The sequence below is a fragment of the Micromonospora sp. NPDC004540 genome, from assembly GCF_040610095.1.
Taxonomy (GTDB): Bacteria; Actinomycetota; Actinomycetes; order Mycobacteriales; family Micromonosporaceae; genus Micromonospora.
On the sequence record NZ_JBEXLR010000065.1, the window covers coordinates 1 to 13,332 of the forward strand.

At 72.9% G+C, this 13,332-nt stretch carries 14 protein-coding genes and 1 other RNA gene; 11 read left to right on the forward strand and 4 right to left on the reverse strand.

Translation table 11 applies throughout. The features are described 5' to 3' along the window. Window positions 1-56: 56 nt before the first annotated feature. Together ABZV78_RS20860 and ABZV78_RS20865 are read right to left on the reverse strand one after the other, a co-directional pair. Window positions 57-536, reverse strand: coding sequence for an Rv3235 family protein (locus ABZV78_RS20860; RefSeq protein ID WP_355640869.1), 480 nt, complete (start codon window positions 534-536; stop codon window positions 57-59). A 91-nt stretch (window positions 537-627) separates the two neighbouring features. After that, window positions 628-858, reverse strand: a complete 231-nt coding sequence (locus ABZV78_RS20865; protein WP_355640921.1) for a helix-turn-helix domain-containing protein — start codon at window positions 856-858, stop codon at window positions 628-630. Window positions 859-1,063: 205 nt separating this feature from the next. On the opposite strand from ABZV78_RS20865, the gene ABZV78_RS20870 reads away from it, so the two are divergent. Further along, window positions 1,064-1,573 (forward strand): hypothetical protein, encoded by a 510-nt coding sequence (locus tag ABZV78_RS20870; protein ID WP_355640871.1) that lies wholly within the window; start codon window positions 1,064-1,066, stop codon window positions 1,571-1,573. A gap of 13 nt (window positions 1,574-1,586) precedes the next feature. Here ABZV78_RS20870 and ABZV78_RS20875 read toward each other — a convergent pair whose 3' ends face one another. Further along, a complete protein-coding gene (locus tag ABZV78_RS20875; protein ID WP_355640873.1) occupies window positions 1,587-2,609 on the reverse strand; it encodes a hypothetical protein in 1,023 nt (340 codons plus the stop codon). A gap of 425 nt (window positions 2,610-3,034) precedes the next feature. Here ABZV78_RS20875 and pruA point away from each other — a divergent pair, with 425 nt between their 5' ends. The 10 genes from pruA to ABZV78_RS20925 all read left to right on the forward strand — a co-directional run bounded on the left by pruA (window position 3,035) and on the right by ABZV78_RS20925 (window position 11,713). Continuing rightward, window positions 3,035-4,663 carry an L-glutamate gamma-semialdehyde dehydrogenase gene (gene pruA, locus ABZV78_RS20880; RefSeq protein WP_355640875.1) on the forward strand — a complete coding sequence of 543 codons (1,629 nt, stop codon included), beginning with the start codon at window positions 3,035-3,037 and terminating at the stop codon, window positions 4,661-4,663. Window positions 4,664-4,839: 176 nt separating this feature from the next. Continuing rightward, complete coding sequence (locus tag ABZV78_RS20885) at window positions 4,840-5,355, forward strand: PadR family transcriptional regulator (RefSeq protein WP_154230130.1); 516 nt, start codon at window positions 4,840-4,842, stop codon at window positions 5,353-5,355. Between the two features lie 45 nt (window positions 5,356-5,400). Beyond that, complete coding sequence (gene prfB, locus ABZV78_RS20890; protein ID WP_355640877.1) at window positions 5,401-6,522, forward strand: peptide chain release factor 2; 1,122 nt, start codon at window positions 5,401-5,403, stop codon at window positions 6,520-6,522. A gap of 118 nt (window positions 6,523-6,640) precedes the next feature. Then, the gene (ftsE, locus tag ABZV78_RS20895; protein ID WP_073832794.1) at window positions 6,641-7,321 is read left to right on the forward strand and encodes a cell division ATP-binding protein FtsE; all 681 of its coding nucleotides are present in this window, start codon (window positions 6,641-6,643) and stop codon (window positions 7,319-7,321) included. A gap of 65 nt (window positions 7,322-7,386) precedes the next feature. Further along, window positions 7,387-8,262 carry a permease-like cell division protein FtsX gene (ftsX, locus tag ABZV78_RS20900; RefSeq protein ID WP_355640879.1) on the forward strand — a complete coding sequence of 292 codons (876 nt, stop codon included), beginning with the start codon at window positions 7,387-7,389 and terminating at the stop codon, window positions 8,260-8,262. A 132-nt stretch (window positions 8,263-8,394) separates the two neighbouring features. Next, window positions 8,395-8,874, forward strand: coding sequence for an SsrA-binding protein SmpB (gene smpB, locus ABZV78_RS20905; protein WP_154230133.1), 480 nt, complete (start codon window positions 8,395-8,397; stop codon window positions 8,872-8,874). A 104-nt stretch (window positions 8,875-8,978) separates the two neighbouring features. Then, window positions 8,979-9,354, forward strand: a transfer-messenger RNA (tmRNA) gene (gene ssrA / locus ABZV78_RS20910). A gap of 99 nt (window positions 9,355-9,453) precedes the next feature. Continuing rightward, complete coding sequence (locus ABZV78_RS20915) at window positions 9,454-10,131, forward strand: hypothetical protein (RefSeq protein WP_355640881.1); 678 nt, start codon at window positions 9,454-9,456, stop codon at window positions 10,129-10,131. Window positions 10,132-10,237: 106 nt separating this feature from the next. Continuing rightward, on the forward strand, window positions 10,238-10,690 hold the full coding sequence (locus ABZV78_RS20920) for a hypothetical protein (protein ID WP_355640883.1): 453 nt from the start codon (window positions 10,238-10,240) through the stop codon (window positions 10,688-10,690). 39 nt (window positions 10,691-10,729) lie between these two features. Continuing rightward, the gene (locus tag ABZV78_RS20925) at window positions 10,730-11,713 is read left to right on the forward strand and encodes a hypothetical protein (RefSeq protein ID WP_355640885.1); all 984 of its coding nucleotides are present in this window, start codon (window positions 10,730-10,732) and stop codon (window positions 11,711-11,713) included. A 3-nt stretch (window positions 11,714-11,716) separates the two neighbouring features. Here ABZV78_RS20925 and mdlC read toward each other — a convergent pair whose 3' ends face one another. Continuing rightward, a complete protein-coding gene (gene mdlC, locus ABZV78_RS20930) occupies window positions 11,717-13,312 on the reverse strand; it encodes a benzoylformate decarboxylase (RefSeq protein WP_355640887.1) in 1,596 nt (531 codons plus the stop codon). Window positions 13,313-13,332 lie beyond the last annotated feature (20 nt).

Here is a 13,332-nt window from a genome sequence, read left to right on the forward strand (position 1 = left end):
CGCCGTCGCGCCGTGCTGCTCCGGATTGCCGTACGCCACCGCGATGTCGTGCCCGGTCATCGGCGTGCCGGGCCGACCCGGCGGGCGCCGCGGGCCAGCTCGGCGGCCACCCCGGCGGCGGCCTCGGGGAGGCAGAGCGGCCGGAGCTGCCCGGGTGGGCGGTAGCCGTTGACGATCTCCAGGAAGGTGCGGACGAACCGGTGCGCCGCCCGGGCCGCCTCGGGGGTCGCGGTCACCAGGGCGGCCGGCGGGCCGGCCGAGCGCCCGGGACCGGTGGGAACAGGCCGAACGTCGACGGCTCCGCCGGCCGAGCGGTCGCCGGCCCGACCGGAGCGGCGGGCGGGGCGGTCGGCGGCCCGGCCGGCGGGCCGGTCGGGGTCCCGGCGCGGATCGAAGAGGTCGAGCGCGAGCTGGTCGACACTGCCCCAGGCGTCGCCCCAGGCCGGATCCCGGTCGGTGCAGGGCGGATCGAGCGGCGGGGCGGGCCGGAGCCGGACCGGGGGACGCGGTGCCAGTGGGCGGCGGGTGTCGACCATCCTCAACCCCTGTTCGTTGCGTTTACCTTCGTTTGCCTCCGACAGCTGTTCATTCTCCGGCAGGACAACGCCGACCGTCAATGCCGGACGCTCACTCCGCGTCGCGGTCGGTGAGCGGGTTGCCGCGTACCCAGTCGGCGGTCTCGGCGTACTTGCGCTGGATGTACTCCTCCAGCCGGGCGCGCTCGACCCGCCACTGGCCCCGGCCGCCGATCTTGATGGCGGGAAGCTCGCCGCTGCGCACCATGTGGTAGACCTGCGAGTCCGACACGTTCAGCTCGGCGGCCACGTCGGACAGCAGCAGGAACCTCGGCTCCACGATGACTCCCGGGGTTGGCTTCGTTTGCCTCAGTTTGCCATCACGAGCCGGATCGCCCCAGGCCCGGCGCGGCGAATCCGGCCGGGGGACACACCGGCGCGGAACTTCTCCACGGCGGGTGCGGGGTGTATGACGGTCACGGCGTACGGCATGATCGGCGCCCGGAGCCGGCGTCCGCCGGCCGGGGCCTGACGGCGGGGAGAGACCGGTGACCGACGAGCTTGTCCGGGTGTACGTGCCGGCGACCGTCCCGATGCTGGCCCGGCTGCGCGAGGAGGGCCTGGTCGGCGAGGAGGCGCACGCGGTCACCCCGGAGCTGCGGGAGTGGTACGCGGAGGGCGACGAGGAGGAGCTGGAGTACGTCGCCTTCACCCGCGCCGCCCAGGAGGCGCTGCTGCTGCTCCGGGCCGATCCGGGCGCGCCCCGGCGGCGGGTCGTCGTCTCGGTGGACCTGCCGGCCCGCGCGGTCGGCCGGGTCGGCGGCGAGCTGGGGTCGAGCGTGGTCCGGCTCTCCGGGCCGGTGCCGGTGAAGTCCGTCGCCGCCATCCACGTGGACGGCGGGGACGCGGTCGAGGACGTGGCGGCCGCCGCCGAGGTGGTGGCCGAGGCGCAGGCCGGTGACCCGGACGCCCAGTTCACCGTCGACGGGGCCGAGGACCACGAGTTGGAGTGGTACGACGTGACCGAGCTGGACCTGCTGCTGCGCGGGATGTCCTGACGCCCGCGAGGGCTCAGGAGTCGGACTCGTCCTCGTCCTCCACGGCGCGGGGGCCGAGGGTGCGGCCGAACAGGATGAGCGCGGCGAGCGCCCCCACGAAGAGCACCCAGATGCCGTTGTCCACCCGGGAGGTGCCGAGGGCGGTCTGCGCCACCTCGTCCGCCTCGCTGAGCGCGGCGGCCAGGTCGAGCAGCCCGCGCCCGCCGACCCGGATGATCACCTCGGTGAGCAGCAGGAGCAGGCCCGCGCCGGCCCCGGCCACCAGGTACGCCGGCCAGCGCAGCTCCGTGGCCGCCCCGTCCCGCCGCTCCGCGCGGTGACGGGCCCAGGCCAGGTAGAGGTACGCCACCACGCCGGCGATCAGCCCGGCGAGCAGGGACTCCGTCCGGGACACCCACTTCGCGGCGTCGAGCATCGACTGCTGGGTGTCCCCGGCGCCGAACAGGTCGGAGAGCGGGTCGCGGGCGCGGCTGAACAGCACCACGAAGAGCTGCGCGGCCAGCGTGGCGGCGGCGAGCGCACCGACCACCCGGGCGTTGCGCGCCCCGGCCATGGCCCCGCCGATGATCGCCGCCGCGGCCGTGGTGCCGGCGATGGTGTTGGTGGTCGCGTTGTCGGCGTACGTCAGATTGACCGCCACGGCGGCGGCGAGCCCGACCAGCAGGCCGGTGCCGACGGCGGCGAGGAAGCGCAGCGTGGCCCGGCCCAGCCGGTTGGTCGCCACCAGGGCGACCGCGGCGCCGGCCACCAGCGCGGCGGTGATCACGCCCGGCAGGGCGTACGCGGAGAGGCTGATCGCGGTGACCCCGGCCGCGGCCGAGGTGATCGCCGCCCGGGTGGACCAGAGCATGGCGGCCAGCCAGCCGATCGACAGCACGGCCAGCACCAGGGCGCCGGGCGCGTGGGCGAGGCGGCCCCCGGCGGGTGCGGCCTCGACGGTCTCCTCCGAGCGGGACTCGGCCGGCGTCTCGACCGCCGGCTCGGTGGCGGGCTGGTCCGGTTCCGCGGCCGTGGAGCTGCCGGGCTGCTTGCTCATCGTCTCCCTCTCGACGGACGCCGGATCGGCCGCGACGGCCGGGCAGGTCACCGGCCCTCCAGGGTACGCGGCCCGCCCGGTCCCGCTCCGGACCCGGCCGGCCGGCCCGGTCCAGCCCGGCGCGGCCGGTGCCGCCGTGACGGGCCGCCGATGGATCCCAGGTGAGCGGGCGGCTTGGCCAGGGATCCGTCGGGCCGGCCGGCTTGTCGCCTACGGTCCGGTGTGCGGCGGTGCGTCCGGGTGCGTCGGCGCGGCCGGGGCGAACAGGGGCGGTGGAGGCGGGGCCGCGCCCCTCGCATGGAAGAATTGGCCGAGGTCCCGCCGCCGCGACCGGTCCGCCGCGCGGTGCCCGGCAACCCGGCCGCCCGGCCGGCGCCCGCGGGTCCGACCTCGCCACCGCCGTCGAGATCGCACAGGAGCCTGTGATGGACGCCGTGTTCTCCGTACCCGAGCCGCGCAACGAGCCGGTCCACACCTACGAGCCCGGCAGCGCCGAGCGGGAGCGGCTCCAGCGGCGGCTGGCCGACCTGGCCGCCGAGCGGATCGACCTGCCGATGACCATCGCCGGCGAGCAGCGGATGGCCGCCGGCAACCCGATCGACGTGGTCCAGCCGCACAAGCACGCCCACGTGCTCGGCGTAACCGGCCACGCCACCCACGACGACGCCCGCGCCGCCGTCAAGGCCGCCAAGGACGCCGCGCCGATGTGGCGGGCGCTGCCGTTCGAGGAGCGCGCCGCGATCTTCCTGCGCGCCGCCGACCTGCTCTCCGGTCCCTGGCGGGACACCCTCAACGCGGCCACCATGCTGGGCCAGTCCAAGACCGTGGTCCAGGCCGAGATCGACTCCGCCTGCGAGCTGATCGACTTCCTGCGGTTCAACGTCTACTTCGCCCGCAAGCTCCTGGCCGAGCAGCCGATGTCCTCGCCGGGCGTGTGGAACCGCTTCGACCACCGGCCCCTGGAGGGCTTCGTCTACGCGGTCACCCCGTTCAACTTCACCGCGATCGCCGGCAACCTGCCCTCGGCGCCGGCGCTGCTCGGCAACACCGTGGTCTGGAAGCCGGGCCCGACCCAGCAGTTCGCCGCGCACTTCACCATGCGGCTGTTCGAGGCGGCCGGCCTGCCGCCCGGCGTGATCAACATGGTTACCGGGCGCGGCGAGGAGGTCTCCGACGTCGTGCTCGCCGACCCGGACCTGGCCGGCATCCACTTCACCGGGTCCACCAAGGTCTTCCAGCACCTGTGGAGGACGGTCGGCGAGAACATCGCCCGCTACCGGGGCTACCCCCGGCTGGTCGGCGAGACCGGCGGCAAGGACTTCGTGGTGGCGCACTCCAGCGCCGACGTGGACGCCCTGCACACCGCGCTGATCCGCGGCGCCTACGAGTACCAGGGCCAGAAGTGCTCGGCCGCCTCGCGGGCGTACGTCCCGCGGTCGATCTGGGAGGGTGGGCTGCGCGACCGGCTGGCCGCCACCGCCGACTCGCTCACCTACGGCGACGTGACCGACTTCAGCAACTTCGGCGGCGCGGTGATCGACGACAAGGCGTTCGGCCGGCACACCGCCGCGCTGGAGCTGATCAAGGGCGACGACAGCTGCAAGATCCTGGCCGGCGGCACCGCCGACGACTCGGTCGGCTACTTCGTCCGGCCGACCCTCTTCGAGTGCTCGGACGCCGCGCACGAGACCTTCACCACCGAATACTTCGGCCCGATCCTCGGCGTGCACGTCTTCGACGACGCCCGCTTCGACGAGGTGGTCCACCAGGCCGAGTCGATCGCACCCTACGCGCTGACCGGGTCGATCTTCGCGACCGACCGCCGGGTGGTCGACCAGGTGGCGGAGAAGATGCGGTACGCGGCCGGCAACTTCTACATCAACGACAAGCCGACCGGCGCCGTGGTCGGGCAGCAGCCGTTCGGCGGCGCCCGGGCCAGCGGCACCAACGACAAGGCGGGCTCCTGGCACAACCTGGTCCGCTGGATGTCGCCGCGGACGATCAAGGAGACCTTCGTCCCGCCGACCGACCACGGCTACCCGCACATGGGCTGACCTGCGCATGGTCGCCGGTGGCGCACGTAGCGTCACCGGCGACCGGCCGGCCGGGGGATGGCCTGGACGTCCCCGGCGGACTGTCGTCCGCCGACAGTGCACATCGGACCAGCCAACGGGTGGCTAAAACGGCAAATCGTGGACGCCAGGTCCGACAAAGTGGCAGCTTAGAGGGCATGGCGGAATCCGGAGTCAACCCGACGGCGGCGGCCCTGCTGGGCCTGCTGCACGACGGCCCGATGACAGGCGGCCAACTCATGGCCGCCGCCGAGCGCCGGCTGGCGCCGTACTGGTCGATGACCCGCAGCCAGGTCTACCGGGAGCTTCCCGTCCTGGCCGAGAAGGGTCTGGTGCGGCTCGGCAAGCCCGGGCCACGGTTGAGCCAGCCGTACGCGATCACGGCGGCCGGGAAACGGACATTCTCCCGCTGGCTTGCGGAGAACCCCGGGCGGGACACCATCCGCAACCCGATAGCGCTACGGATCGCCTTCGGCGGCCTGCACTCGGCGAGCCAGCTCAAGAACCTCTACGCCTCGGCGAACGAGTACCACACCGAGGCCCTGGCGGCGGTGCGCGAGCAGGTCAAGAACGCCAAGAAGGAAGGCGACAACTACGACGCCAGCGCGCTGGAGTTCGCCGTCGCCTACCACCGGGCCGCGCTGTCCTGGCTCAAGAGCGCCCCCGTCGGCTGACCACCTGCGCCGGACCGGCCAGCATAGGCAGTAGGCTTGTCTGTCGTGACCGCTGCCGATTACGCCGAACAGCTCAAGGAACTCGACGCCACCCTGCGCAACATCGAGGCCGTGCTCGACCTCGACAAGCTGCGCGAGCAGAAGGCCCGCCTGGAGCAGGAGGCCTCCGCCCCGGACCTGTGGGACGACCAGGCCAAGGCGCAGCAGGTGACGTCACAGCTGTCGTACGTCAACGGCGAGATCTCCAAGCTCGGCAGCCTGCGCTCCCGGCTCGACGACGCCGGGGTGCTGCTGGAGCTGGCCCAGGCCGAGTCCGACCCCGGCACCCTGACCGAGGTCGAGTCGGAGATCACCGGGCTGACCAAGGCCATCCAGGAGATGGAGGTCCGCACCCTGCTCTCCGGCGAGTACGACTCCCGGGAGGCGCTGGTCGCCATCCGGGCCGGCGCCGGCGGCGTGGACGCGGCGGACTTCGCCGAGATGCTGCTCCGGATGTACCTGCGCTGGGCCGAGCGGCACGGCTACCCGACCGAGGTCTACGAGACCTCGTACGCCGAGGAGGCGGGCCTCAAGTCGGCCACCTTCACGGTCAAGGTGCCCTACGCGTTCGGCACGCTCAGCGTGGAGTCCGGCACCCACCGGCTGGTGCGGATCAGCCCGTTCGACAACCAGGGCCGCCGGCAGACCAGCTTCGCCGGCGTCGAGGTGCTGCCGGTGGTGGAGCAGACCGACCACATCGAGATCCCCGAGAACGAGATGCGGATCGACGTCTACCGCTCCTCGGGCCCGGGCGGGCAGAGCGTCAACACCACCGACTCGGCGGTCCGGATCACTCACATCCCGACCGGCATCGTGGTCACCTGCCAGAACGAGAAGTCCCAGCTCCAGAACAAGGCCTCCGCGCTGCGGGTGCTCCAGGCCCGGCTGCTGGAGCGCAAGCGGCAGGAGGAGCAGGCCAAGCTCCAGGGCCTGAAGACCGAAGCCGCCGGCTCCTGGGGCGACCAGATGCGCTCGTACGTCCTGCACCCTTATCAGATGGTGAAGGATCTGCGTACCGAGCAGGAGACGGGCAATCCGTCCGCGGTCTTCGACGGCGACCTGGACGGCTTCATCGAGGCGGGTATCCGCTGGCGGAAGCAGCAGCAGCTGACCGCTGACGGTGCGTGATCGATCTTCGACGCAGCGCGTCGTCGATCTCTGTCTGACCGGCTGAATCGATGACGCGACTCGCTTCGGAGGGGCTGGGGGCTTGGCTCTCCGGTTACACCGCGTAGACTCTCGACCCGTGATTCAGCTTGAGCAAGTGACGAAGACGTACCCGAAGGCGTCCCGGCCTTCGCTCGACAACGTGTCCGTCTCGATCGAGAAGGGCGAGTTCGTCTTCTTCATCGGTCCATCCGGCTCCGGCAAGTCCACGATCATCAAGATGCTGCTGCACGAGGTCACCCCCAACAAGGGGCGGGTCGTCGTCAACGGCAAGGACGTCACGTCGATGCGCTCCTGGAAGCGACCCCACTTCCGGCGTTCCATCGGCTGCGTCTTCCAGGACTTCCGGCTCCTGCCGAACCGCACCGCCTACGAGAACGTGGCGTTCGCGCTGGAGGTGATCGGCAAGACCAAGGCGGTCGCCCGCCGCGTCGTGCCGGAGGTGCTGGAGCTGGTCGGGCTCGGTGGGAAGGAGCACCGCTACCCCCACGAGCTCTCCGGCGGTGAGCAGCAGCGGGTCGCGGTGGCCCGGGCGTTCGTGAACCGGCCGCTGATCCTGCTGGCGGACGAGCCCACCGGAAACCTGGACCCGGACACCTCAATCGAGATCATGCGCCTGCTGGACCGGATCAACCGCACCGGCACGACCGTCGTGATGGTCACGCACGACTCCAACATCGTGAACCAGATGCGCCGCCGCGTCATCGAGATCGAAAGCGGCCGCATCGTGCGCGACCAGGCCCGCGGCGTCTACGGCTGAGCCGCTGACGACCCGCTGACCCTGACGACGAACACCTCACGCCGGAGAGCCGGAGGAATTTCCCGATGCGGATGAAGTACGTCCTGTCCGAGGTACTGGTCGGACTGTGGCGCAACGTCACCATGACCCTCGCCATGATCATCACCATGGCGGTGTCGCTGTTCATGCTGGGCGGCAGCGGCCTTCTGTACCAGAAGGTCGGCGACATGAAGGACCTCTACTACGAGAACGTCCAGGTCTCGATCTTCCTCAAGACCGACGTCAACGACCAGCAGCGGACCGACCTCGAGACCAAGCTCAAGGCCGACCCGATGGTCAAGGAGGTCACGTACGTCGACAAGGACGAGGCGTACAAGCGCTTCCAGCAGATGTACGCCGACGCCCCCGACCTGGTGAACGCGGTCAAGCCGGACCAGCTCCCCGAGTCGTTCCGACTCACGCTGAACAACCCGGAGCAGTACAAGAAGATCTACGACGAGTACAAGACCTCCGAGGGCATCGACACGATCGTCGACCAGAGCAAGCTGCTCGACAAGGTCTTCGGCGTGCTCAGCGGCTTCCAGAACGGCGCGCTCGCCATCGCGATCGTGATGGCCGTCGCCGCCCTGCTGCTGGTCGCCAACACCATCCAGGTGGCGGCGTACAGCAAGCGGCGTGAGGTCGCGGTCATGAAGTTGGTCGGCGCCTCCAACTGGTTCATCCAGGCGCCGTTCGTGCTGGAGGCCGTGGTCGCCGGTCTGATCGGCTCGGTCCTCGGCCTGCTCGCGTTGATCGTCTTGAAGACGCTCGCGGCGGGGAGTTCGATGGCGGCCCTGGAGGGCCTGATCACCCCGATCTCCTGGTCCGAGATCTTCCTGACCTTCCCGCTGATGGCCGCCGTCGGTGGTGTGGTCAGCGCAGTCACCGCCTGGGTCACGCTCCGCTTCTACCTGCGGGTCTAGTTACCGGTACGGCTCTCCGAGGGCCCTCCCGCGCCGGAATAAACGGCGCGGGAGGGTCCTTGTCATTCGGGTAGCATGATCTCGCTCCGCGGCCGGTGGCCGTGGGGACGGACCGGGAAGGGGGTGGCGCCGATGCCACGGGAAAAGGGTCGCAAGGTGGTCGCCTCCAACAAGAAGGCGCGCCACGACTACGCCATCCTCGACACCTACGAGGCGGGCATGTCGCTGACCGGCACCGAGGTCAAGTCGCTGCGGGCCGGGCGGGCGTCGCTGGTCGACGCGTTCGCCCAGGAACGTGACGGCGAGCTCTACCTGCACGGCATGCACATCCCGGAGTACACCCAGGGCACCTGGACCAACCACGAGCCCCGGCGGACCCGGAAGCTGCTGCTCAAGCGGCTGGAGATCGACCGGCTGATCGGCAAGACCAGGGAGAGCGGGCTCACCATGGTGCCGCTGCAGGTCTACTTCTCCGACGGCTGGGCGAAGGTGGAGATCGGCCTGGCCCGGGGTAAGAAGTCGTACGACAAGCGCCAGGACCTGGCCAAGCGGGACGCCGACCGGGAGATCGCCCGGGTGGTGGGCCGGCGCGGCAAGGGTATGGCTGAGTGAAACATCCGGTTTGTCCGGGTGCCGGCCGCCGGCCGACCTCGGAATGAATCCGGTTGCGCCAGGCGTTAGGCTTGGTGATGCTGCCGAGAGGGGCAGCCCGTCGAGGGGGTGACTGGTTTCGACTTCGTACGTTGCGGCAGGGGAAGCGAGCCGAGGAAGCCGACGTCGTCTCGAGAATCGTTCGTCGGAAACCAATAAGCGCCAAGAACAATCGCGCTGACTTCGCTCTCGCCGCCTGAGGCGAGTAGCAAGTCTGTCGGCCTGGGAGCGCCTTCGACCCAGTTAGCCGGCATCAGCTAGAAGGCTGGCCAACCGGACCCGGTCGCGGGGTCCGTGCGGCGAGATCAATCAGCGACTGGGCCCGTCACACCAACTTGCTCGCGTGAGCGGTGGGGCCGAGTAGAGGCACAGCGAGCTGCGCTCGGAGAAGCCCTGACAAACCGGCGAAGGACCCGGGTTCGATTCCCGGCACCTCCACCACCTGACCTGTGCGCCCCGGTCCATCGGACCGGGGCGCACAGTCGTCTCCGGACCCGTGGCCTCTCCGGGCCGTGGTGCCGGCCCTCTAGGCTGCCGCCTGTGACCAACGAGCGGATCCGACTCTCCGTCGGCGCGGCGTCCGGCCAGCGCGCCGTGGGCGCCCTGGTGGGTGTCCTGTTCAGCGCCTTCGGCGCGGCCTTCGTGCTGCTGCCGCTGGTCGCCGGCGACCTGCTGCGCCGGGCCGCCGGCTTCGGCGACCCGGCCCCCTCGTACGACGACGTCCGGGACCTGCCGCCCGAGCTGCTTCCGCCCGACCTGCACGACGGCGCCGGCGCCGCCGTGCCCGCTCCGCTGCGCTACGCCGGACTCTGCGGACTGCCGTTCGTGCTGCTCGGGCTCTACCTGGTGCTGCGGGTGCTGCGCACGGCCGCGTGGCTGGACGGGACCCGGGCCTCGGTCCGGGGCGCGCTCGGCACCCGGACGGTCGACCTGGCCACCGCCGAGGTGCGCGGCGGCGCGGTCGCCCAGCGGGTCGGCGACGACGGGGTGGTGCGGGTGCCCACGCTGATCGCCCGGGACCGGGACAGCGGCCGGCGGGTCACCATCCCGTTGCAGGGCCCGGGGCTGGGCAACCTGCCCCCGTACGAGCTGCGGGCGCTCGCCGACGCGATCACCGCGGGCCGGCCGGACCAGGGCCGGGACGCGGACGCGCACGCCCTCGCCGGCCGGCTGCGCACCATGGCGGACGATCCCCTGGGACTGTCGGGGCCGGCGTGACCATTGAGGCGGTTGGGGCAGATGAGGCACCCACCCCTCCTGGACAGGTCGGCGGCCCGGGTTCACCATCGCTGTACGCGGTAGCAGCAGCAGCGCGGGAGGTGCCATGGTCACCAATCCGATACAGCAGCCGTCCACCGTCACCGCCGTGCCCTCGCCCCGGCCCGGCGTCCCGGGCGACGTGCGCGCCCTCGCCCGGGCGCTCGCCACGGCGCCGGCCGAGCCGCGCTGGCGGGAGCACCTGATCGGCCGGCTCGGCCCGGTCCGGCGGGGCTTCGCCGAGCACGTCCGGGTCACCGAGGGTCCGGCCGGCTTCTACGCCGAACTGCTCCACCAGGCGCCCCGGCTGGACCGCGGCGTACGCCTGCTGGCCGGCGAGCACGTCGCCATCGCGGCGGCGATCGCCGCGCTCCAGCACGCCGTGCGGCTCCCCGCCGTGCCCGCCGAGGAGCTGCGGGAGCAGGCCCGGAACCTGCTGCGGGCCCTCGACCGGCACCGGCAGCGTGGCGCGGACCTGCTCTGGGAGGCGTACCAGGCGGACCTGGGCGGGGAGGACTGACCGGGGAACCGGCCGGGGGCAGCGCCGCGTCCAACCGGCATGCGTCGCTTCGTCGCCCTGCTCGGGCTGCCGCTCCTGGTCCTGGCCGGCTGCGCCGCGCCCGGCGCCGACCCGGCCGGCCCGCCGGCCGCCGACCCGAGCGGTCCGTCGGTTTCCGGCCCGGACCACCGCTGGGAGGCGTTCGGCCAGCGGGCCACCGAGGTGGCCGACGCGTGGCGCCCCGGCCCCGCCTGGCGCACCGGGTACGTCCCGCTCGGCGAGGCCACCGTGCTGGCCGGCGACCCCGGCTTCACCGACGAGACGAAGCAGGCCTTCCTCAACGGCTGGTACCGGGACCAGATCGACCTCCCGGCCGCCCGCCCCGCCGACGGGACGATCCGCTTCCCGGACGGCACCCTGCGGGTCCCGCTGGTCAGCGCCGCCGAGGCGTACGCCCAGCTGGACCAGGGCGACCCGCCGCCCTGCGAGGGCCGGCCGACGACGCCGGGGCCGGGGCGGCCCAAGGGGGGCCCGACCATCGAGCCCGGCCCCGACGGGCCGGTCGCCACCCAGGGGGCCAGCCCGTGCGTGCCGCTGACCGTCACCGGCGTGACGCTGGGCAGCGCGTCGGTGCGGACCAGTCGGGGCGAGGCCGCCGTGTCGGCCTGGCTGTTCACCGTGGAGGGGCTCCGCGTGCCGGTGGCCCGCCTCGCCGTCGCGCCCAGCGCGGTCGGGACCGCGCCGGAGGGGACCGCGCCGGGCCGTCCGGCGGCCGACGGCCTGCTGGCGGCCGTGGACCTGCGTGCGGTGAGCGGGAACCGGGTCGACTACCGGGTCGGTGCGGGCGCCTGCGACGGGCAACCGACCCCGCTGGTCCTCGAACGGGACGACGTCGTGGTGCTCGGGGCCGGGGCGGTCCGGTCGACCGGGCCGTGCACGGAGCAGCTCGTGTGGAAGCCGGTGAGCGTCACGCTCAGGGCGCCCCTCGGCGACCGGGCGGTGCTCGACGTGCTCAGCGGCACCCCGCTCGTCGTACGCCGCTGACCGTCAGAGGATCCGCGGCACGTCGGTGCTGATCGGCACCGGCAGCACGGTCGGCCGGTCGGCGGCGAGCGCGGCGTCCAGCGCCGGGCCGAGCCGGTCCGGCGACTCCACCACCTCGGCCGCGCAGCCGTAGCCGCGCGCCACCGCGGTCACGTCCAACCCGGGCAGGTCGAGCGCCGGCACCCCGGGCGTGTGCTTCAGGTCGGCGAACGCCTTGAGGATCGCGTACTGCCGGTTGACCGGGACCACGACGGCGAGCGGCAGGCCGAGCTGCGCGGCCGTCCACAGGGACTGCACCGAGTAGTGCAACGAGCCGTCGCCGATCACCACGACCACCGGCCGACCGCGCCCGGTGTCCCGCTCGGCCAGCGCGATGCCCACGGCCGCGGGCAGGCCGAAGCCCAGCCCGCCGCTGGCCATCGTGAAGTACGACCTGGGCCGGTCGATCCGCAGCCGGCGGCGCAGCGCGGCCAGGTTGGACGGTGACTCCTGCACCAGCACCCCGTCCGCCGGCCACTGCCCGGCCAGCGCGGCGAAGAGGGCGTCGGCGCTCGGCGGATCGGCCGCCTCGGGCGGCGCCGGGGCGTCCCGGGCCGGCGGCGGGGTCCGGTCCACCGGCGGCAGCAGCTCCACCAGACCGGCGATGGTCAGCCCGGCGTCGCCGAGCAGGCTCTCCCCGACCGGGGCCCGGGCCGCCTCGTCCGGGTCGTCGGTGACGTGCAGCAGCCGGGCCTCGTCGGGCAGGTAGCCGCCCGGCACGTGCGGGTAGTAGCGGAACACCGGCGCGCCGACCACCAGCACCGTGTCGTGGCCGCGCAACGCCTCGGCCAGCGGGCCGATCGCGTACGGCAGGACCCCGCGGAACTGCGGGTGGCTCTCGGGGAAGACGGCCCGCTCCGGCGCCGGCGCGGCCCAGACCGGGGCGGCCAGCCGTTCGGCCAGCGCCACGGCGGCCGGCCAGGCGTCGGCCCGGTCCACCGCCGCGCCGAGCACCAGCGCCGGGGCACGGGCGGCGGCCAGCGTGGTGGCGAAGCCACGCAGCCGGTCCGGGTCCGGCGCGATCCGGGTGGCCACCGTCCGCACCTGCGGCGGCGGGTCGGCGGACCGGTCCCAGTCGTCCATCGGCAGGGAGAGGAAGACCGGCCCGGCCGGGGGCTGCACCGCCGAGGCGTACGCCCGCATGAAGGCCGCCGGGATGTCCTGGGCGCGGGCCGGCTCGTGGGCCCACTTGACGTACGGCTGGGTCAGCTCGACCGCCCGAGGGCTGGCCAGCCGCGGCTCGATCAGCAGCATCTCCCGGGTCTGCTGGCCGGCGCTGACGATCAGCGGCGTCCTGTTGTGCCAGGCGGTGACGAGGTTGCCCATCCCGTTGCCGGTGCCCGGGGCGGTGTGCAGGTTGACGTGCGCGGGACGGCCGGTGGCCTGCGCGTAGCCGTCGGCCATGGCCATCGCCGACGCCTCCTGCAGCGCGTGCACGTAGCGGAAGTCGGCCGGGAAGTCCTTGAGGAAGGGTTCCTCGGTGGAGCCCGGATTGCCGAACACGGTGGTCAGGCCCAGCGCGCGGAGCAGGTCGTACGTCGTGTCGCGGACCGTTGCCATGGCCGGCTGCCTCCCGTCCC

Coding starts and splice junctions, on each gene's coding strand:
- ABZV78_RS20860 (WP_355640869.1), bottom strand. CDS start 536: ATGGTCGACACCCGCCGCCCACTGGCACCGCGTCCCCCGGTCCGGCTC.
- ftsX (WP_355640879.1), top strand. CDS start 7,387: ATGCGGATGAAGTACGTCCTGTCCGAGGTACTGGTCGGACTGTGGCGC.
- smpB (WP_154230133.1), top strand. CDS start 8,395: ATGCCACGGGAAAAGGGTCGCAAGGTGGTCGCCTCCAACAAGAAGGCG.
- ABZV78_RS20920 (WP_355640883.1), top strand. CDS start 10,238: ATGGTCACCAATCCGATACAGCAGCCGTCCACCGTCACCGCCGTGCCC.
- ABZV78_RS20925 (WP_355640885.1), top strand. CDS start 10,730: ATGCGTCGCTTCGTCGCCCTGCTCGGGCTGCCGCTCCTGGTCCTGGCC.
- ABZV78_RS20885 (WP_154230130.1), top strand. CDS start 4,840: ATGGCGGAATCCGGAGTCAACCCGACGGCGGCGGCCCTGCTGGGCCTG.
- ABZV78_RS20875 (WP_355640873.1), bottom strand. CDS start 2,609: ATGAGCAAGCAGCCCGGCAGCTCCACGGCCGCGGAACCGGACCAGCCC.
- mdlC (WP_355640887.1), bottom strand. CDS start 13,312: ATGGCAACGGTCCGCGACACGACGTACGACCTGCTCCGCGCGCTGGGC.
- pruA (WP_355640875.1), top strand. CDS start 3,035: ATGGACGCCGTGTTCTCCGTACCCGAGCCGCGCAACGAGCCGGTCCAC.